Consider the following 19,413-nt stretch of genomic DNA (forward strand, 5'->3'; position numbering starts at 1 on the left):
AATTTTTTGCTTTTTTTAAATTAATAAAATCCAATTATAATAATGGAAATTGACAGATTATCAAGAAATAATAAAATTCAAAAAACCATTATTACAATATTTATTTTTATTCTGATAGGTTTTGATACTGTATTTCAACCTGCACTTGGGCAAGATGAGATTCAAAGGTTAAGAAGAGAAATAAACCAAAGCAAAAAAGACACCAATAGAGTATGGATATATAGAGACCTTGCCTACTATTACTTGGAGGAAAATTTGGATTCTGCTTTATATTTCAGCGAATTGGGAATCCAACTTTCAAAAGAATTGGGATTCATTAAGGGCGAAATCTGGAATCTTTACCAAATGGCATTGGCAGAAGAATTTATGGACAGATTTGAGCCCTCAATTTCTACACTAAAACAGGCATTTGATCTTGCAGAAGCCCAACATGATACCTTGAGCATGGCCAAATTGCAAAATGCCTTAGGAGTAAATCTCTATTATCAAAGCAATTTTTCAGAAGCGATGAGCAATTATCAGGAAGCCCTTTTTCTTTCTGAAAAAATCGGATATCAGGAAGGAATTTCATACAGTTTAAATAACCTCGGAGTGATATACCGCAAAAGAAGAAACTTCAAAAAAGCATTGGAAATTTATGAACGTTCTCTGGTAATAAAAATCCAGGAAAATGATACAGTAGGCATTATTAATTCGAGGTATAATCTCGGTTTACTTTATTCCTACAGTAATAAATTTGAAAAAAGTCTCGAGGAGTTTTCCCAAGCTGAAAGGTTATCCGAAACCAAGGGAAAAAGTCCAAATATGGCAGAAATCAAAATAGGCAGGGGAATGGCATTGTATAACCTCGAGCATTTGGATGAAGCTGAAAAATATTTTACGGAGGGATTTGGTCAGCTCAAAGCTGATAAGATTTATGAGAAAATTGCTGCAATGGCCTATTTGGGAATCATTGAAGTCCGATCTGGAAATCCAGAGGAAGGCATGAAAAAATTACTGAATGCAAATGAAATGCTGGAAAATTCAGAAAGACTTGAATTAAAAAGACTGGTAAGCAGAGAAATGGCGAGGGCCTATGAAATTCTCAACCAACCGGTAAGGGCAGTGGAGTATTGGAAGTCTTATAACATTCTCAATGACAGTATCAATAATGAACAAAAACATTGGGCGATTGAGGAAATGCAGGCAAAGTATGAGGCCTTAGAAAAAGATAAACGTATTCAGATGCAGGAACTGGCTTTGTCCAAAGAAAAATTGAAAAAGAAAAGGAATACTATAATTCTATCCCTGCTGTTTATACTTACCCTTGCCTCTTTTTTTATCTATTTGAATAGATGGAGAAAGAACAACAAGCCTAAAGACTTAATCCAAATATTAAATGGAAAAAGCATTGACTTTGAAAAGGTGAATCAAAACCTTTTGAGTCCTATAACAAATCGGGAAAAGGAAATAATTGAACTGGTAGAAAAGGGATTTACCAACCACGAAATAGCCGAAAAGCTGTTTGTCAGTGAAAACACTGTCAAAACTCATCTTAAAAATATATTTTCAAAAACAGAAGCTCTTAACAGAACTGATTTGGTCCATAGATTAAAAAATTATTGACTTATCCACCCATCACATCATTTAATAAAAAATCTATAAGAAAATCACCCAATTGGGTGATAAGTAAAAGTTAGATGATTTAGAAATTTGTAAGATTATTAATTCTAATACCCCAGCAAACCTATGAAAAAGTTTCTTAAAGTATCAGCTTATATTGTGACTGCAATATTGGTAATCGTTGTAGGAGCCATAAGTTACATTTCCTTTGCCCTTCCCAATGTCGGTCCTCCTCCGGAAGATCTTAAAGTTGAAATTACACCTGAAAAAGTGGAACATGGGAAATACCTGGCTTATCACGTCATGATGTGTGTGGACTGCCATTCAGAAAGGGATTTCAGCTTGTTCTCCGGACCGCCTGTTCCGGGTACCGAAACAACCGGTGGTGAAAGGTTTGATCAGAGTATGGGCTTTCCGGGTGTTTTCTTTTCCCCCAATATCACTCCATTTGGAATAGGTGATTGGACAGATGGTGAACTTTTCAGATTGATAACCACCGGGGTGAGAAAAGATGGAACTCCAATTTTTCCAGTGATGCCATATGAAAAATATGGAAAAATCGACGCTGATGATATTGAAGCAGTTATTGCCTACATAAGATCATTAGAACCTGTTGAAGTTGTTCGTCCTCAGTCCAAAGCTGACTTTCCATTTAACCTCATATTGAGGACTATACCCACTGAGGCTTCTTTAACAAAAAAACCTGACCCCTCTGATCAGGTAGCTTATGGGGGATATATGGTCAATGCCGCAGCTTGTGGAGATTGCCATACCAAATTTGAAAATGGAAGTTACACAGGAGAACCATTTGCCGGAGGAAGGGAATTTGCACTTCCGAATGGAATTCTGACAACTCCTAACCTTACACCCCATGAAAGTGGCTTAGGCAATTGGACCAGTGATATGTTTGTACAAAGATTCAAAATGTACGGAGAACACTATGTTCCCGAAAAAGTGGGGCCAGAAGATATGCAGACCATCATGCCCTGGGTCATGTATGCAGGAATGAAAGAAGCTGACCTTCAAGCAATTTTTGCTTACCTTCAATCGCTACCTCCTGTAGAGAATTATGTAGAAAAATTCAAGCCAAATAGTTAAAAAAATAGAGGAGGACTTTTCAGTCCTCCTCTATTTTCATATGGAGAGAATCCAAATGTGCCAGGAGATGGTTTTTACTTGTTTGAAATTAACCGTTAAACCCTTACCAGGATTGTTCCTTTCCAAAAAGATCCTTGGGCCTATCTTCCTTAGACATAGGCCAGATACTATAAAGCTTCACCCCATTTCCTATTAGTTTATATCCAAAAATAACAATGATTTCATCACAGAATGAATATTCCAATGCTATAAACTTTTCTCCATCATCCCCTATCTTCCTATAAGTTTCAACTAGCCTAAAATCCCTGGAATTTCCGCAAATCTCCGAAATTGAATTTTTAAAATTCTCCAGATTTCTCAGTTTATTCTGATCTGCTAAAGCCTTGGGGATGTCTTCCGGCTCTACCATAGGATGTCTCATTAAAGCCTGAGGGTAATCAACATTGTTTAAAAACGACTCAGCATCTGCCTTGGCTTTTTTCTCTAAAATATTGGAATTACAACTGATTGAAAAAAGAAGTATCCCCAACAAAATTAGGCTGGTAAATATATTTTTCATGGAATGGATTTTAACCAAAGGTAAGAGGAAAACTCAATTATTACCTAATTTTCAGATGTTGCTCCCCTGACATTGGCAAAACCTAATAAAAAGCATCTTCAAACTGTCTGAAATTAACATTTCCATTCTTATCCTTATATACTCCTACTATATCAAAACGAATGTCATGATGCCAGTCTTTTTCATGGATATATTGGTCTGCCGCCTTCACAATCAACTTTCTTTTGGTATAATCTACAAATTCCTCTGCATACCCAAAACCTGTCCCACTCCGGTATTTTACCTCCACAAATATCAATAAACCTTTAAATTTAAATATCAGATCAATTTCTGCGTGTTTATAGCGGTAATTGGCATCCAAAAATTCATACCCTTTTCCTATGAGCCAATCTTTAGCCCATTCTTCCGCCTGCTTTCCTTTCTCATTATGTTCTGCCATAACAATTATTGTTTAATTTTGAAAAATTGAATAAAAAACTTAAAGCTTCTCTTTGCGAAAAAAAGAACCAAAGTTTAAAAAAAGGCGTTCCTTCAAAGCAATAAAGAAAAACCGTGAATCAAGTTATCAATAAAAAAGTAAAATTTCTAGATCTAGGGCAAAAGGATTACAAAGAAACCTGGGATTTTCAAGAGGGACTTTTTGCACAAATTGTAGAAAAGAAAATCCAAAACAGGAAATTGGCCCCCGAAGAGCAGCTGGTAACAGAAAATTATTTACTTTTTGTTGAACATCCACATGTGTATACTTTGGGAAAAAGCGGGGAATTATCCCATCTCTTACTCGATGAGGTGGGCCTAGCAGATAAGCAGGCTACTTTCTATAAAATCAACCGGGGAGGAGATATTACCTATCATGGTCCCGGCCAATTGGTTGGCTATCCTATTCTTGATCTGGAAAACTTTTTTACAGATATCCATAAATACCTTAGACTTTTGGAAGAAGCCATCATCCTGACTTTAGCTGAATATGGTATTGAAGCCGGAAGAATAGATGGACTAACCGGGGTATGGCTAGACCCGGTTGAACAAAAAAATCCCAGAAAAATATGCGCCATGGGGGTAAAATCAAGCAGATGGGTCACTATGCATGGCTTTGCTTTCAACATCAATACCAATATTGAGTATTTTAACAATATAGTACCCTGCGGAATTCCCGACAAAGCAGTAACCTCAATGCACCTGGAACTGGGAAGGCCTGTGGATGAAAATGAAGTAAAAGAAAAAGTTAAAATGAACATAGCCCGCCTATTTGAGATGGAGCTGGTGGATTGACTTGAATCAAATAGGGTTGAAATAAAGTAGAAATATTGGTGAATAGGAATATCAGCATTTTTAGGGGTTTAGAGCAGATATTATGGGTTATTTTTGATATTAAGATATTTATAAAATGGGTATAAGAACCATCAATCAAATTCTGGAATCTAGGTATTAGCATCAAAAAAAAATGAAAAAAGATATTGATTTTCATCCAGTCACCGGGGTAAAACTGGCCATAGCAAAAGAGATGGTAAACGGCATGGAGGAATGGGGCGTATATATCATTAACCTCAACCTGATTGAACTCAATACAGTAATGATTACTTCCAAGGGCTACGGAAACATAAACGGAGAAGAGAAAAAAACCTCCGTTCTAAGACACATGATCCAGGAACTCGGTGCTGAATCCATCGCCAAAATTGAACCTATTGATCCTGATCTTTTTTTACTGAACAATGAATTTTGGGTGAGTTACTATATTCTTGATCAGATTTTCGATAAAAAGTTTGTTTTCAAAGCAGGTATGGTAAAAAAGGAAAATTTGCTATGGATCCCTGAATTGGGTCTAGAGGGAATTTTAAGTCCATAAAAGTTATCCGTTTAATAGAAAGCATAAGTTTGGAAGATTTAGACATAAAAGATAACTTCATCCTTAAGGAAATTAACTGTCCTGAAATTTGATGGGGCATGAAATAAAATCGGATAAATTGCCATGTCAACTTCTTCAATTGAACTGGAAAACATACTCTTTTTGGACATTGAAACTGCCTCTTTAGAGTCGGATTTTAACCACTTACCTGAAAGACTGAAAGCGGAATGGCTTAAAAAAGAACTGCATATCCGACCAAAAGAGCAGGATAAATTAAAAGAAGGCAGTCTATTTTTCCAAAAAGCAGGGATTTATGCAGAATTCGGCAAAGTGATTTGCATAGGTGTAGGTTACTTCCATTTTGTGGCTGAAAATGAAAATCTTGAGTTCCGGACCAAAAGTTTTTTTGGAGATAGCGAATACGATACCTTGGAAGGTTTTGTGCAATTACTTCAAAAGAAACCTTGGGTTCTCTGTGCTCACAACGGAAAAGAATTTGATTTCCCTTACTTGAGCAGGAGAATTCTTATCAACAGGCTGCCCCTACCTGAGCCCTTGCAATTAGCTGGGAAAAAACCTTGGGAAATCAGGCATTTGGATACTCTGGAGTTGTGGAAATTCGGAGATTATAAACACTATACCCGACTGGAGTTATTGGCTTCCATTTTTGATATACCGACTTCTAAAGAAGACATTGATGGATCCATGGTCAATGAAACCTATTATCTCAAAAATGATATCAAAAGTATTCGGGAATACTGTTTAAGAGATGTTTTGGTTACAGCAAAAGTGTATTTGGCTTTTCAAGGGCTACCCCCGGAAATTGAGTTAGATATTGTTAATAAGGATGATGAATAGGAGCTAGCAATTTTAATATTGAGGTTACAATACCCTATTCCGCTATCAATTTCAGCGCATTTTCACTAAATTGGATTTACGTAACGAATATTCATTTTCCACAACTAAATATTTATTCTAATGGGAATATTTTCATTTATCAAAGGAGCAGGTGCCAAAATTTTCGGAGGAAAAGAAATGCAGGCACCGAAAGAAGAAATTCCTGTAATCAGGGCCAACGCACTTCTTGAACATGTAAAAGGTCTGAACCTACCTTTTAAAAGACTTCGAATCAGCGTTAAGGATAATTTTGTTACTGTTGAAGGTGAGGTTGATAAGCAGGAACAGGCAGAAAAAATTGTTCTGGCAATCGGAAATGTCGACGGAGTAGAACAAGTCGAAAACAAAATGGAAGTTGTGGAGCCTGCCCCTGAAGCCCAGTTTCATACAGTAGTGAGCGGGGACAACCTTTCCAAAATTTCGAAAAAGTTTTATGGAGACCCCAACAAATATAATGTCATTTTCGAGGCCAATAAACCCATGCTGACTCATCCTGATAAGATTTATCCAGGACAGGTATTACGGATACCACCCCTACCATAAGGAAAAGAAAAGCTCCGGAATTACGGGGCTTTTTTATTGACAATTCAAAATCAGCACTTTTTCAAGCAAACGATTAAACTACTTTTTTCTTTCGTAAACTTCTATCCAGCCCTGACTACTATCTTTGAATATCATTTTCTCATTTTCAAATTCAATACTTCTTACAAGATTGGTTTGCACTCCTGGAATTGGTTGGGTTGGGAAGATATGGATGCTATTTCCAACAAGTTTCCATGAAAACATCTGTGACATTTCGTAAAAATCCGAAGCTTTCATACGGAATTGCTGTGGGGTATTAGCCTCTTCTTCTGCATCTCTAAATCCCCTGATATCAAGCACATATTTTCCATCTGGATTGATAGCAGTCATATAATCTTTCCCTGTTAATTTTGAAAACACCTTCTCCCCATTTTCAACCTTATATTGTTCCTTTAAAATCCAGATTCCAATAATTTGTTCCCTCAATGCTCCGCTGGCATCCGGAAAAACTTTAGTGAGATCATAATCCAGATTTTTGGAAAGCCTTTTCATTTGAATTTCGCTTCCATCGGCCACAAATACCAAACTGAGCATTTGTTTATCCAAAGTTGCGGTTATTTCATGCTCACTTTCTTCTGAACCTATGACTCCTATTACTTTTTTATTCTCTTTCTTTCCTACAAAACCCTTTTGGTTGAATGATGCATCCAGCCAATCCCCCATCACCAATTCTCCCTGCTCTTTAATTTTCAAAACATAAGTATCCCCTTTCAGATTTCCGGAAAAAACACCTTCAAAAGTCTGGGCAAATCCAAAATGTAATGAAAAGAAAAATATCAAGGAAAATAATAATCGTTGCATATGATTAAACTTTAACTAAAAGTACGCATTAATTTCAAGTTGCCAAACCTACCTATTTGGTCCTTTGGAACTATTTTCTTTTGCTGATCCTTATAGAATTTAGAATAAAGTTTTTCAACTTTGGTAAGTTGTAAATGGGTAAAAACCCATTTTTTAAAGATTGAGTTATTTTATTAAGCAAAAATTGTCTGAGTAATTAAACAATTCAAAAATCAATGTTTGAATTTTTATTCTTTGAAAAAATAGAATCATTATATTATTGAAAAAATCAAATACTCATTTTTATGGGAAGAAAATTTAATAAAAGAGGGCAAGAAGGAAAGAAAAAAGGAGGAAAGGTAATGGATGCCGCCCAGTTGGCCCGAAAAATCCTCAACTTTTTGGACAATAATTTTGGGCAGGAATTCAATGCAAAGCAGATTATTAAAAAATTAGAAATCAGGGATTCCCTGACAAAAGGAGCTGTAGAGTCTGTCATGCATAAACTGGCAGCTGCGGGTTCGATTTCAAAAAGTCCAAGAAATTATTTTGCCTCCATCAAGGAACCTGAATTCATCGAAGGAGAGGTGGATTATGTCAATCCACGATTTGCCTATATCCGGCCAGATGCCAAATATGAAATGGAAGAAGACATACTTGTCAAAGAAGCAGATTTAAAGCATGCATTGGATGGGGACAAGGTCAGGGTCATGGTTTACCCAAGTAAAGGTAGTACTGGCAGAATTGAAGGAAAAGTCCTTGAAATCACCAAGAGGCTACGGGATGAATTTGTTGGTAGGGTGGAAATTTCCCCAAGATACGCCTTTGTGGTACCGGACTTCAGAAAAATGCACCATGATGTTTTTGTCCATAAAGGAGATTTGAACGGCGCAGAGCACAACCAAAAAGTAGTGGTAAAGATCAGTGAATGGCGGGATGAAGATAAAAACCCTACCGGAAAAGTGATCCGTGTTTTGGGAAAAGCAGGAGAACATGAGGTGGAAATTCACTCCATCATGGCTGAATTTGGTCTTCCATTTGAATATCCTAAGGATGTAGAAGAGGAAGCCAATGCTATCCCTGATGAAATCCCTTCCTCTGAGATCAAAAACAGGAAGGATATGCGTGATATCCCCACTTTCACCATAGACCCCGTCGATGCCAAGGATTTTGATGATGCGATTTCCTATCGTAAACTGGAGAATGGCAATTATGAAATAGGAGTACATATTGCAGACGTAACTTATTATGTCAAACCTAAAAGCGGTTTGGAAAGAGAAGCTTTTGACAGGGCCACATCGGTATATCTGGTGGACAGAACTATCCCTATGCTTCCTGAAAGGTTGAGCAACGGTTTATGTTCCCTCAGGCCGAATGAAGATAAGCTAACTTTCTCCTGTGTTTTTGAAATGGACGAAAATGCAGATGTTTTAAAACATTGGATCGGACGTACGGTAACCCATTCAAATAGAAGATTTGCGTATGAAGAAGCGCAGGAAAATATAGACAACCAAGAAGGGGACTTTTACCAGGAACTGACATTTTTGAATGAGCTGGCCAAAAAACTCCGAAAAAGAAGGTTTGACAAAGGGGCAGTCAATTTTGAAACGGTTGAAGTTAAATTCAAGCTAGATGAGAAAGGGACACCTCTGGGTTTGATGATCAAAGAAAGAAAAGATATTCATAAGTTGATCGAAGAATTTATGCTTCTCGCAAATAGGACTGTGGCTGAGTTTGTCTACAACCGCAATAAGGGTAAGGATACATTTGTGTATAGAATCCATGATAATCCAGATTCAGAAAAACTGGAAACCTTCGCCAATTTTGCCAAAAAATTCGGTCATGAATTAAAATTAGGAGAAGGAACAAGAGTTTCCACTGTCCTCAATAGGTTGATGGATGAAATAGTCGGTAAACCTGAACAAAATGTCCTGGAGCAATTGGCAATCCGAAGTATGGCAAAAGCTAAATATACTACGGAGCCAAAAGGTCATTTTGGCCTCGCATTTAAACATTATACCCACTTTACATCTCCTATACGAAGATATCCCGATATGATGGTGCACCGTCTTTTACAACATTATCTTGATGAAGGAAAATCTCCTGATGCGGAATCTTGGGAAGAAAAATGTCTGCATTCTTCGGATAGGGAAAAAAGAGCTGCAGATTCAGAAAGAGCTTCCATCAAATACAAACAAGTGGAATACATGGCCCTTGCCGAAGAAAAAGATTATGATGGTATTGTGACCGGAGTGACCGAGTGGGGAGTCTACGTTGAAATCACAGAAACCAAGTGTGAAGGTTTGGTAAAAGTCTCTGAAATGAATGATGATTATTATGACTTTGATGAAAAAAATATGCGTCTGATTGGGACAAGAAATAAAAAAATCATCACTTTGGGAGACAAAGTCATGGTCAGAGTAGTTAACACTGATATTGACAGAAGAACAATTGATCTGGAATTTGCCGACAATGAGCCAAAACAAAAAAGACGTAAATAAAATTTTACAGGATTTAGAAAACCATGTTCAGGGATACGAATACGGAAAATCACCTTTAGAACTATATGAGCCCATTTCCTACCTGATGAGTTTAGGTGGAAAACGAATCCGTCCACTTCTTACTCTGATGGCCTATTCCTTGTACAAGGAAGATTACCAACATATTTTAACACCGGCAATGGCGGTGGAAGTGTTCCACAACTTTACTCTGATGCATGATGACATCATGGATGATGCACCTTTGAGAAGGGGTAAAGCAACAGTGCATGAAAAATGGAATCCAAATACGGCTATTTTATCCGGTGACGTGATGTTGGTGAAAGCCTATGATATGCTTTTGGAGATTAGTTCTGCCAAACTCCCTGAATGCCTAAGGCTATTTAACAAAACTGCAGCAGAGGTATGTGAAGGGCAACAGCATGACATGAATTTTGAAACGCAGGATACCGTGACTGAAGAAGCCTATATTGATATGATTAGACAAAAGACTGCTGTCCTATTAGGTTTTGCACTGCAATTTGGGGCTGTATTGGCAGATGCACCCCAAGATGAAGTTCAACACCTGTATGATTTTGGAGTGAATATCGGCATTGGTTTCCAGTTGAAGGATGATTTATTGGATGTATATGCTGACAAAGCAAAATTCGGCAAACAGGTGGGCGGGGATATCATATCCAATAAAAAAACCTTCCTTTTGCTCAAAGCCAAAGAGATGGCCAATGGACATCATAAAACCGAATTGGAAAAATGGATTTCGGCAAAAGAATTTGACAAAGAAGAGAAAGTCAATGCAGTTACAGCCATCTATGATGAATTAGGAATCAAAGAACTGACAGAAGCCAAAATGCAGGAATATTTTGACAAGGGTTTTGCCCAATATGCTGCATTAAAGGTCCCCAATCAAGATGCTTATGAGGCTTTGTTAAAATTGACCCAAGACCTGGTCAATAGAGAAAAATAAACCATTCGGATGGAATTAAGCGCTACTATTATTTTAATAGGTATAACAGTATTGACCTCCTATCAGGCCTGGAAAAAACCGGATCTTTTGGAAAGGTGGATGTTTACCCCATACCTGATCCATACCAAAAATCAATGGGATAGATTTGTGCTATCAGGCTTTGTCCATAAAGACAATATCCATCTCCTCTTCAATATGTTCACCTTTTACTTTTTTGGAAGGGTAATCGAAATGTTCCTGATGTATAGGTTAGGGACAGGACTTGGTATGGCGACTTATGTGCTATTTTACATTGGGGCAATCGTAATTGCTGATATTCCTACCTATTTTAAGCATAAAGACGATTATCGATACCGGGCTTTAGGGGCGTCAGGTGGGGTTGCTGCCGCGGTATTTGGAAGCATAGTCATCATGCCCTTATCAGATATCTGCCTCTTCGGAATCATTTGTCTTCCGGGATTTGTATTGGGATTGTTATTCTTGATTTATACCTACGTCCAGTCCAAAAAAGGTAATGATGGCATCAACCACGGTGCCCACTTATACGGAGCAATTTTCGGCATTGTTTTCATCCTAATAATCTCCCCACAAAGCGGAATGAATTTTATTGAACAAATAAAAAGCTTCAGGCCATTTTAAATATGTTACTAATAAAAAAATTCAAGCGCTTTTGCTTGAATCAATTCCAATATTTTTATTTCTGACTCTTCGGAATTTTACACGTAAGCTTATTTCAAAAGAATCTCAAATTTTTATTCAAGTTTTCGGGTTGGGGCGGGGAGGATGACGGCGGACCGGGCCGGCCTTGGCCTTGTGCGCGGATAGGATTCCGCCGTCTTGATTTTTTTGGTTACTTTTTTTATCAAGAAAAAAAGTGACTAAATAATTAACTCTTCAACTTTCACCACCTTTAGGATATAATATTGGCTACGTGAAAGATTACGAATACTCAGATTTTTTTTGATGTAAATGGATATTGGATATTGAAAGATGCTTGCGCGCCTTGCTAGGCACCAAAATATCCATAAATATCCAATATCGATCAATATCACTTACTTGAAGTAAGCACTCGAATTTGGCCATCAAACCAGATAAACTTACTTATCCTTCTGAAGCTGACGGATGTTTTTGTCGGTAACGCTTCTCAACATGGTATTCCATCTTTCTTTTCCCTTCTCCTCTGAATAAACATCTGGACCAGGAACTCCAACTCTCATACCAATAATCCTTTCCGCCGTTTTCCCTTTGCCTGAAATGTTAAAATATAGATCAACGGCATTGATATTTTCGGTAAATCTGGAAATTTTGTCAATGGATTTTCTGATCTGGGCCTGTAATCCCTCTGGAAGGTCAACCTGTGGAGCCTGAACGTCAATTTTTATACCTCTGTAATTTTCGGTGTAATTCATGATGATAATTTGGATTTTTTGCTAATTTGATAAATAAATATTTTCAATTATTGGTGCTTAAATTTCCTTTCTAAAACATTCTAAACCTAATCAATAAATGATTTTTTTCATTAATCATTTGATTGAACAATCAATAAAATCAGTTTTTATTTTTAAATCCATTTATACTCCTGATCCGGAGTTGAGTACCAATTTTATTTAGAGAATAAAAACCATTTCCAAAATCTAGTTCAGGAAATAAAAAACCGCTTGAACACTTAAAAAGGATTGGGTTGGAATGCAACTGAAAAATGCTAAACCTATACCGAAATTTTACATTATTCCTTATATTCAAAAACCAAACATTTTGAATCCCTTTTTGATCAAATTTAGCTTATGGCTCTTTTTCAGAATTCAGTTTTAAAGAAATACCTCTCTGCACAGGAACAGGCACCCATGAATGCTGCTTTTGGAGCTTATTTGGCTTTTTTCCACGATCCCATGCGCCGGGCAAATATCCGGGCATCGAAAGAAGAACAGTTTCAGGAGGGATTTCTCCGTGAACTTTTTGTCAATATCCTGGGCTATACGATCAATCCCGATCCGGATTTTAACCTGACCACGGAACTCAAAAACATCAAGGACAGCAAGAAAACGGATGGTGCAATCATTAAAGACGGCAAAGCCATCGCCGTCATAGAACTGAAAGGGACAGATACCAAAGACCTGGAAAAAATCAGGGATCAGGCTTTCAATTACAAAAACAACCATCCCGACTGTATCTATGTCATCACGAGCAACTTTGAAAAGCTGCGCTTCTATATCCACAATGCGGTAGATTATTACGAGTTCTCCATACTGCACATGCAGCAGGAAGAGTTTAGAATGCTATGGCTGCTGCTGCAAAAGGACAACCTCCTTGCCGGTATCCCCCAAAAGATCAAGACAGAATCCCTGCTTGTCGAAGAGCAGGTCACCAAGAAACTTTATGCGGATTACTCGGCATTCAAGCAGGAACTCTGGCAGGATATGGTTGCCAACAATCCCGGAAAGGACGAACTTTTACTTTATAAGAAAAGCCAAAAGCTGCTCGACCGCTTTCTCTTTATCTTCTTTGCCGAGGACAAGGGACTGCTTCCGCCCAACTCTATCTCCGAGATCGTCAAGCAATGGGTCAAACTCGCCGAAATGGACGAGTACAGGCCATTGTATGACCGGTTCAAAAAGTACTTTGGCTATATGAATACAGGCCGGGCACTTCCCGGCAAAGCCGAAATCCATGCCTACAACGGCGGACTCTTTGCGCCTGATGAACTGCTGGACAGCTTGACTATCTCTGATAGCCTACTTAAAAAGCATGTCACCAAACTTACCGAGTACGACTTCGAATCCGAAGTGGACACCAATATCCTTGGGCATATCTTCGAACACAGTCTCAACGATATAGAGAATGTCCGCGCTTCTCTGGAAGGGACTACCGTGGACAAAAGCAAAACTAAGCGGAAGAAAGACGGGGTATTCTACACCCCCAAGTACATCACCAAATACATCGTGGACAATACCGTCGGCAAACTCTGCACAGAGAAAAAAGCCGAACTCGGCATCATCGATGAGGAATTTGCCAAGGGGAAAGCCGGGAGGAAGAAAGACACGCTGCAGAAACTTGTCGCCCAACTCAAAGCCTACCGGGAATGGCTGCTGCAACTCGCTATCTGCGATCCTGCCTGCGGATCAGGTGCTTTCCTGAATCAGGTCCTGGAGTTCCTGATGGCCGAGCACCGCTACCTGGACGAACTCGAATCCATGCTCTTCGGAAGCAGCATCGTCTTCCCCAACGTGGAAAACCACATCCTAGAGAACAACATCTTCGGCGTCGATATCAACGAGGAATCCGTGGAGATCGCCCGCCTTAGCTTATGGCTTCGCACAGCCCAAAAAGGAAGAAAACTCAGTACCCTCAGTTCCAATATCAAAGTAGGCAACTCCCTGATCGATGACCCCGAAGTAGCAGGAGACTTGGCATTCAACTGGCAAGCCCAATTCCCAAAAGTCTTTGCAAAAGGAGGGTTTGATGTGGTGGTGGGGAATCCGCCTTATGTGAGAAATGAGTTATTAAGCAATATTGATAAATCATATTTATTAAAAGAATATAAAGTCGGTTCCGGAAAAGCGGACTTGTATGTTTATTTCTTTGAAAGGGCTTATAATATTCTCGTTAAAGAAGGAATAATTGCATTTATTGTTTCAAGTAAATACACCAAAACGAAGTATGGAAAGATTCTAATTGAATTCATAACTCAAAACACATGCATAGAACAATATATAGATTTTAAGGATTTGGATGTTTTTGATGGAATAATTGCATATCCGTCAATAATTGTATTTAAAAAATCTAAACCCAAAAGTTATAAGTCTAAATTAATGGTGGTTGGAAACAGCAATTTTCAGGAATTTGCAGGATTTTTATCAAATTTTATAAATGTTGAACAAGATGAATTATTTGATAGATTGGGCTCTTGGAATGAAAACAGTTCATTGAATGATGAATTATTTACATTGTTCGATAAATTGAAGAAAGATAACCTATCACTTTTTGAAATTAATATTAAACCCCAAGTAGGAATAAAAACTGGTTCAAATGCAGCATATATTTTCAAAAAAGATTTTTTACCGAGCGATTTAAAGAATTCTAAATTATTAAAACCTTATATAATTGGTAGAGATGTTAAAAGGTACTCCAATTTAATTCCCAATCAAATTATATTATTCCCCTATTTTTTTGAGGACGGTAAGTTTCAACTTCTTCAGAATTTTAATGATTATAATAACGAATGGCGTCACCTTGAAAGAAATAAAGAAGTTTTGTCGAAAAGAGCCATTATCGATCAAGGAGTATTAACAGGTACAAAAAAGTACTATGAATATCAGCAGATTAAGATAGATTTCCCATTTGATTCAGAATATATCATTTATCCAGATATTTCTTTGGATGTCAACTTTACTTTAGCTAAAAATCAGCTAATGGATATGACTTGTTTTGGAATACCATCTAATTCAAAAAGTTTATTGGGAATATTAAACTCAAATCTTATAAAATCTTTTCTAGAATCGATTTGTGTAAAGGCTAGAGGTGGTTATTTAAGATTAAAAAGTCAATATATAAATCAAATTCCTATTCCAAATGATTTTGAAAATTTTGAATTGGATCAATTTGTAAGTCAAATTTTACAATTGAAAAATGATTATGAGGAATTTAAAGATTCAGTCTTTCAATTCATTTATTCAAAATTTGAATTTCAAAAAGTTTCATCAAGCTTAGAAAACTGGCCTGACTTGGACTTCAAGGGATTTTTGGGTGAGTTGGCCAAGGCCAAGGTGAAGTTGAGTCTGTCAGAAGAAGCGGAATGGATGGCTTATTTTCATGAACAGAAAGCCAAAGCCCAAGCCTTACAATCCGACATCAGCCGCATCGACCGCGAGATCGATGCCTTGGTGTATGAGTTGTATGGATTGACGCAGGAGGAGATTAGGATAGTGGAAGGGGGTGAGGGGTGAAAGAGGAAATTCCAAAAAATTTTAAGTTCTGTGAATTATCTTTGTTCATTGCAAATAAAACCCTGTTAGAAATTACTAGTATATTGTTTCATAAGAGCAAGGAGTTTAAACCTATTTCAAAGTCAGATACTTTTAGATTTTATCTTTTCACTCTTCATAGTACCTTCATCCTTGAAATTACCAAACTTATGGAAATAGAAGATGAAAGAAGGAGTAATAATCACTTTGCTAGTTTACAAAAAATCAATAAAAAAATTTTAAATATTAAGGGTAATGATTACAGTTCTAAATTTTTAAATAATTTAAAAAAAATTGAACTGATAAGACAATCACCAATTTTTAAGAAAATCCTAACATTAAGAGATTCAAAAATTGCCCACATAGATAAAAATAAAAAAGTTAAACCTTTTGAATTTGAATCCTTTTCTAATAGAGAAATTCAAGAATTATTCGAAATTTTGAATGAAATAAAATCAATTTTAAACAATTGTTTATCTGTATATGGTGGGGAATACTATCTTCCAACTATTACCAGAACAGCAAATCTTTTAACATTTTTTGAAGAGTATAGAGCTTTTGCCCATAGTAGACCTGTAGAATTTTGGAAGTGGAAAAGTGAAAATTATAAGAAATCTCTTTAACTGGGCGGAGTTTGCACCCTGCCCCAGTTTTTTTGGATACCTTACAGCTTTGGGTAGAAATTCCATTTCTGAAAAGTTCAACCCACTTCGGGGTTGTTGACACCTTTCATCGAAACTGTTTACCCCCCGTTGCACCGGGGGCTACTGAAAAGTTGGACCACTCTGTGGTCATTATTCGATTTCCATTTTAAATCAAAGACCCCGAATGGGGTCAAACTTTGATTAGCCACGGGCCGCCGCCCGTGGATAAAAGATATCCGTTTAATTTCGCCCGACCCTGAAGGGGTCGAAATTGTTCCTGTTTCATAAATTGCACTACCCTTAAAAAATCAAAAATTTTTAAAAGAACTAAAAACAATCAAAAAAAACCTCAGTCCTTGTCGGGCTGAGGTTTTTTCAGAAAGAATAATCAAAACTATTTTACTTCTTTCAGGGTATTGTCTATCAACAACCTGACATGTTCCTTATGTCCTCTAGAAGCAACATTACCCGTTCCATTGCCTGCCTTTCCTTTTATATAATTCAAATTGTACAGGGCAGCTGATTTGGCCAGGTGGTTATACCTGTTGCTAGTAGGACCGGAAACCATCCCTTTTAGCATATTTACATACTCTATCTGAAGGTTCTGTCTAAAGGAATTGACATTACCGTTAATATCAGCATCGAAAATAGCCTTGGTCAGGTCATTCATAAATGTAGCGACATTGTATTGATTACCATAAAGCTCAGAATCCACCATTCTTTGTAAGGTGTTCGGATGGGTCAAATGTGCCAAAACATTCTTTTGAGAGTTGAGAACCCTTTGATGGATTTTGGGATCCTCAGGACCGGAGAAAAAGTCAAATCCTCTTCTTTGTCTGGACAGGTAATTGACCAAATCATCAGGGATTTCATAGGCATTTGGGGCAAACATATATTTGTTCAGGGCATCCAATGCTCTTTTTTGGTCCTTGAGACTCACTGGGGTAAAAGGTTGGGTTCCGCCTTCCTGGCCAACCATGGCCCTATCGACATAGACACCGCCAATAAATCTTGAAATGACACCTCCTGCTGTTGCATGTTGCCCCATCAATACACTAAAGGCCTGGGTTAACTCTTCATAAGATTGCCCCTCTTTGGAAAATTTCTCTTTGATACCTCCCATCAGTTTTTTAGAGGTCTCCATCATATGGATGGAATAAGCAATCTGATCATTGGATAAATCTCCGATCATTACTCTAGGGTCAATTGCTTTTCCAGGCGATCTCATATCATCGGCATCATTCCCAAAAGTATGCTCAGGTTTGGTTGAAAGCGCCAAAATAGCATCCAATTCCTTTTGATTATTTACAGGAGTGTATCCTGCCTGTATTGCCCAGATATCATAAGGACCAACTGTGGTGCTAAAATAATGGCCTTGATTTGCCTTATCAGGAGCAAGATTAATAGCGATATAATCCATAACTGATCCTGTTAGGGCTTTACCATTTATAAAGTTTTTATCTGCCAACTGATCAGGAGAAAACAGTTGTGAAGCTTTCATGTTATGGTTCAGGCCCAAAGTATGTCCCACTTCATGCATGAGCAATTCTGCCATGGCTTCTTGCTTCATCCCTTCCATCTCAAGTTCAGAGGCGCCATGTGCCCTTAGAAAAGCCTGACCGAACATCATATTATGCTGTAAATTGGTCCCAACAGTGCAGAAATGACCATTATGCCAATTTCCAGATTCAGTATCCATAGCACTTTCCTCTCCAAAAACCTTGTCATATACAACTCTATTGGTATGGTAAACAAACTCTAACATGATATCTGCACCTAAAATCTGTCCAGTTCTAGGGTTGACAAAACTAGGTCCATAACCTCCAAAAGGTGGGTTAGGCGAACTCGTCCATCTCAAAACATTGTATCTGATATCACCTGCATCCCAATCTGCATCATCAGGCTGGATCTTCACTTGAACAGCATTTTTAAAACCAGCCTTTTCAAATGCCTTGTTCCATTCCAAAACCGCATTTTTAATCGTTTCTCTCCATTCATGAGGCGTAGAATTCTCGATCCACCAAACGATAGGTTCCACAGGTTCAGAAACAGCAGCATTTGGATCCTTTTTTCTCAAATCCCATCTATGTATCAAATCCCTGTATGGAGTAGGACTGGTGGCAGTCATATCTGTTACCTTGGTTGTGAAATATCCAACTCTGGGGTCATCAAATCGGGGTTCATAGCCATTATCAGGTAGTTCGATCAAACTGTGAAAAACTTTAATGGATACATTTCTCCCGTCTGTCACCGCTTCTGAACCTCCGTTTAAAACAGAAGGATTGGTGTATACATATTCAACAGCTAGGTCTGTATTTTTTTCATAATTTCTGACAGCCAGAACTTTCGTTTTTTCACTGTCCAAGTTACCTAATTTAAATGCGGTTGGAGATTCTCCTGGATATGAAGGTCTTTTGATCTGCGAAAATGTCTCCTTTAGAAATAAATTGTCCGCTTTGATGAGAATGAGACCCTTTTCTGGATCATCAAATTCAATTTTGGCGCTTGCCATGATTCCGGGACTGATATTGGCATCAGCCGAACGGCTAAGTGGGTTTTCAGGATCAAAGTAGTAGGAGGTATTTTGACTCACGAATTCTACGCGGTTGAAATACCTTTCAATTTTGAAAATTTTATTTTCCCCATAGGAGCCGCGAAAGTTACCCGCTTCAGTCACCCCGTCTCCTATTTGCGAAAAGTACAGGTATTCATTTCCCAATTGTTCTTTGCTGATCAGCATTTTCAATTCTCCACTCGTCGTATCCTGGTAAAAAGTAAAGAGTCCTTCAAATTTCTCATGACCTTTGACCACATCTTCCAATTTCTTCTTTTCCGGTTTTTTTTCAGGGGCTGGTGCAGCTGCAGCAGTGGTTTCGGTTTTCTTCTTTTTTTTCTGGGCAAATACCTCTTGGTTTGGCATTGAAACCACTCCCAGAATTATTACTGCCGTGAGTAGCAAATATTTTATTGACTTTGTCATGC

General features: G+C 37.8%; 16 protein-coding genes. 11 read left to right on the forward strand and 5 right to left on the reverse strand.

Features of this window, described 5'->3' with window-relative positions:
* Positions 1 to 42: 42 nt before the first annotated feature.
* Positions 43 to 1,605: a tetratricopeptide repeat protein gene (locus tag ACFSKV_RS18790; protein WP_380806359.1), complete on the forward strand. Its 1,563-nt coding sequence runs from the start codon at positions 43 to 45 to the stop codon at positions 1,603 to 1,605.
* A gap of 123 nt (positions 1,606 to 1,728) precedes the next feature.
* Positions 1,729 to 2,700, forward strand: coding sequence for a c-type cytochrome (locus ACFSKV_RS18795; protein WP_380806362.1), 972 nt, complete (start codon positions 1,729 to 1,731; stop codon positions 2,698 to 2,700).
* A 103-nt stretch (positions 2,701 to 2,803) separates the two neighbouring features.
* On the opposite strand, the gene ACFSKV_RS18800 is transcribed toward ACFSKV_RS18795, so the two are convergent.
* Both ACFSKV_RS18800 and ACFSKV_RS18805 read right to left on the reverse strand, forming a co-directional pair.
* A complete protein-coding gene (locus ACFSKV_RS18800; protein ID WP_380806364.1) occupies positions 2,804 to 3,259 on the reverse strand; it encodes a hypothetical protein in 456 nt (151 codons plus the stop codon).
* A gap of 82 nt (positions 3,260 to 3,341) precedes the next feature.
* Positions 3,342 to 3,698, reverse strand: a complete 357-nt coding sequence (locus tag ACFSKV_RS18805) for a YraN family protein (protein ID WP_380806367.1) — start codon at positions 3,696 to 3,698, stop codon at positions 3,342 to 3,344.
* 113 nt (positions 3,699 to 3,811) lie between these two features.
* On the opposite strand from ACFSKV_RS18805, the gene lipB reads away from it, so the two are divergent.
* The 4 genes from lipB to lysM all read left to right on the forward strand — a co-directional run bounded on the left by lipB (position 3,812) and on the right by lysM (position 6,545).
* On the forward strand, positions 3,812 to 4,531 hold the full coding sequence (gene lipB, locus ACFSKV_RS18810) for a lipoyl(octanoyl) transferase LipB (RefSeq protein WP_380806370.1): 720 nt from the start codon (positions 3,812 to 3,814) through the stop codon (positions 4,529 to 4,531).
* 172 nt (positions 4,532 to 4,703) lie between these two features.
* Complete coding sequence (locus tag ACFSKV_RS18815; RefSeq protein WP_380806372.1) at positions 4,704 to 5,105, forward strand: hypothetical protein; 402 nt, start codon at positions 4,704 to 4,706, stop codon at positions 5,103 to 5,105.
* Positions 5,106 to 5,228: 123 nt separating this feature from the next.
* Positions 5,229 to 5,963 carry a 3'-5' exonuclease gene (locus tag ACFSKV_RS18820; protein WP_380806374.1) on the forward strand — a complete coding sequence of 245 codons (735 nt, stop codon included), beginning with the start codon at positions 5,229 to 5,231 and terminating at the stop codon, positions 5,961 to 5,963.
* 120 nt (positions 5,964 to 6,083) lie between these two features.
* On the forward strand, positions 6,084 to 6,545 hold the full coding sequence (gene lysM / locus ACFSKV_RS18825; RefSeq protein ID WP_380806377.1) for a peptidoglycan-binding protein LysM: 462 nt from the start codon (positions 6,084 to 6,086) through the stop codon (positions 6,543 to 6,545).
* 78 nt (positions 6,546 to 6,623) lie between these two features.
* Here lysM and ACFSKV_RS18830 read toward each other — a convergent pair whose 3' ends face one another.
* Positions 6,624 to 7,385: a hypothetical protein gene (locus ACFSKV_RS18830; protein WP_380806379.1), complete on the reverse strand. Its 762-nt coding sequence runs from the start codon at positions 7,383 to 7,385 to the stop codon at positions 6,624 to 6,626.
* A gap of 284 nt (positions 7,386 to 7,669) precedes the next feature.
* Here ACFSKV_RS18830 and rnr point away from each other — a divergent pair, with 284 nt between their 5' ends.
* The 3 genes from rnr to ACFSKV_RS18845 are packed head-to-tail and all read left to right on the forward strand — an operon-like array spanning position 7,670 to position 11,465.
* Positions 7,670 to 9,865: a ribonuclease R gene (gene rnr / locus ACFSKV_RS18835; protein WP_380806382.1), complete on the forward strand. Its 2,196-nt coding sequence runs from the start codon at positions 7,670 to 7,672 to the stop codon at positions 9,863 to 9,865.
* A complete protein-coding gene (locus tag ACFSKV_RS18840) occupies positions 9,837 to 10,826 on the forward strand; it encodes a polyprenyl synthetase family protein (protein WP_380806384.1) in 990 nt (329 codons plus the stop codon). The genes rnr and ACFSKV_RS18840 overlap by 29 nt, the downstream gene beginning before the upstream one ends.
* A gap of 9 nt (positions 10,827 to 10,835) precedes the next feature.
* Positions 10,836 to 11,465, forward strand: a complete 630-nt coding sequence (locus ACFSKV_RS18845; RefSeq protein ID WP_380806387.1) for a rhomboid family intramembrane serine protease — start codon at positions 10,836 to 10,838, stop codon at positions 11,463 to 11,465.
* Positions 11,466 to 11,923: 458 nt separating this feature from the next.
* Here ACFSKV_RS18845 and ACFSKV_RS18850 read toward each other — a convergent pair whose 3' ends face one another.
* Positions 11,924 to 12,235 (reverse strand): HPF/RaiA family ribosome-associated protein, encoded by a 312-nt coding sequence (locus ACFSKV_RS18850; RefSeq protein WP_380806389.1) that lies wholly within the window; start codon positions 12,233 to 12,235, stop codon positions 11,924 to 11,926.
* A gap of 375 nt (positions 12,236 to 12,610) precedes the next feature.
* Here ACFSKV_RS18850 and ACFSKV_RS18855 point away from each other — a divergent pair, with 375 nt between their 5' ends.
* Both ACFSKV_RS18855 and ACFSKV_RS18860 read left to right on the forward strand, forming a co-directional pair.
* Positions 12,611 to 15,769 (forward strand): Eco57I restriction-modification methylase domain-containing protein, encoded by a 3,159-nt coding sequence (locus ACFSKV_RS18855; protein WP_380806391.1) that lies wholly within the window; start codon positions 12,611 to 12,613, stop codon positions 15,767 to 15,769.
* The gene (locus tag ACFSKV_RS18860; RefSeq protein ID WP_380806394.1) at positions 15,766 to 16,410 is read left to right on the forward strand and encodes an AbiU2 domain-containing protein; all 645 of its coding nucleotides are present in this window, start codon (positions 15,766 to 15,768) and stop codon (positions 16,408 to 16,410) included. Before ACFSKV_RS18855 ends, ACFSKV_RS18860 begins: the two co-directional genes overlap by 4 nt.
* Positions 16,411 to 16,825: 415 nt before the next feature.
* Here the strand turns inward: ACFSKV_RS18860 and ACFSKV_RS18865 are convergent, their stop codons facing one another.
* Positions 16,826 to 19,411 (reverse strand): zinc-dependent metalloprotease, encoded by a 2,586-nt coding sequence (locus tag ACFSKV_RS18865; protein ID WP_380806396.1) that lies wholly within the window; start codon positions 19,409 to 19,411, stop codon positions 16,826 to 16,828.
* Positions 19,412 to 19,413 lie beyond the last annotated feature (2 nt).

The sequence above is a fragment of the Shivajiella indica genome (assembly GCF_042683085.1).
Taxonomy (GTDB): Bacteria; Bacteroidota; Bacteroidia; order Cytophagales; family Cyclobacteriaceae; genus Shivajiella; species Shivajiella indica.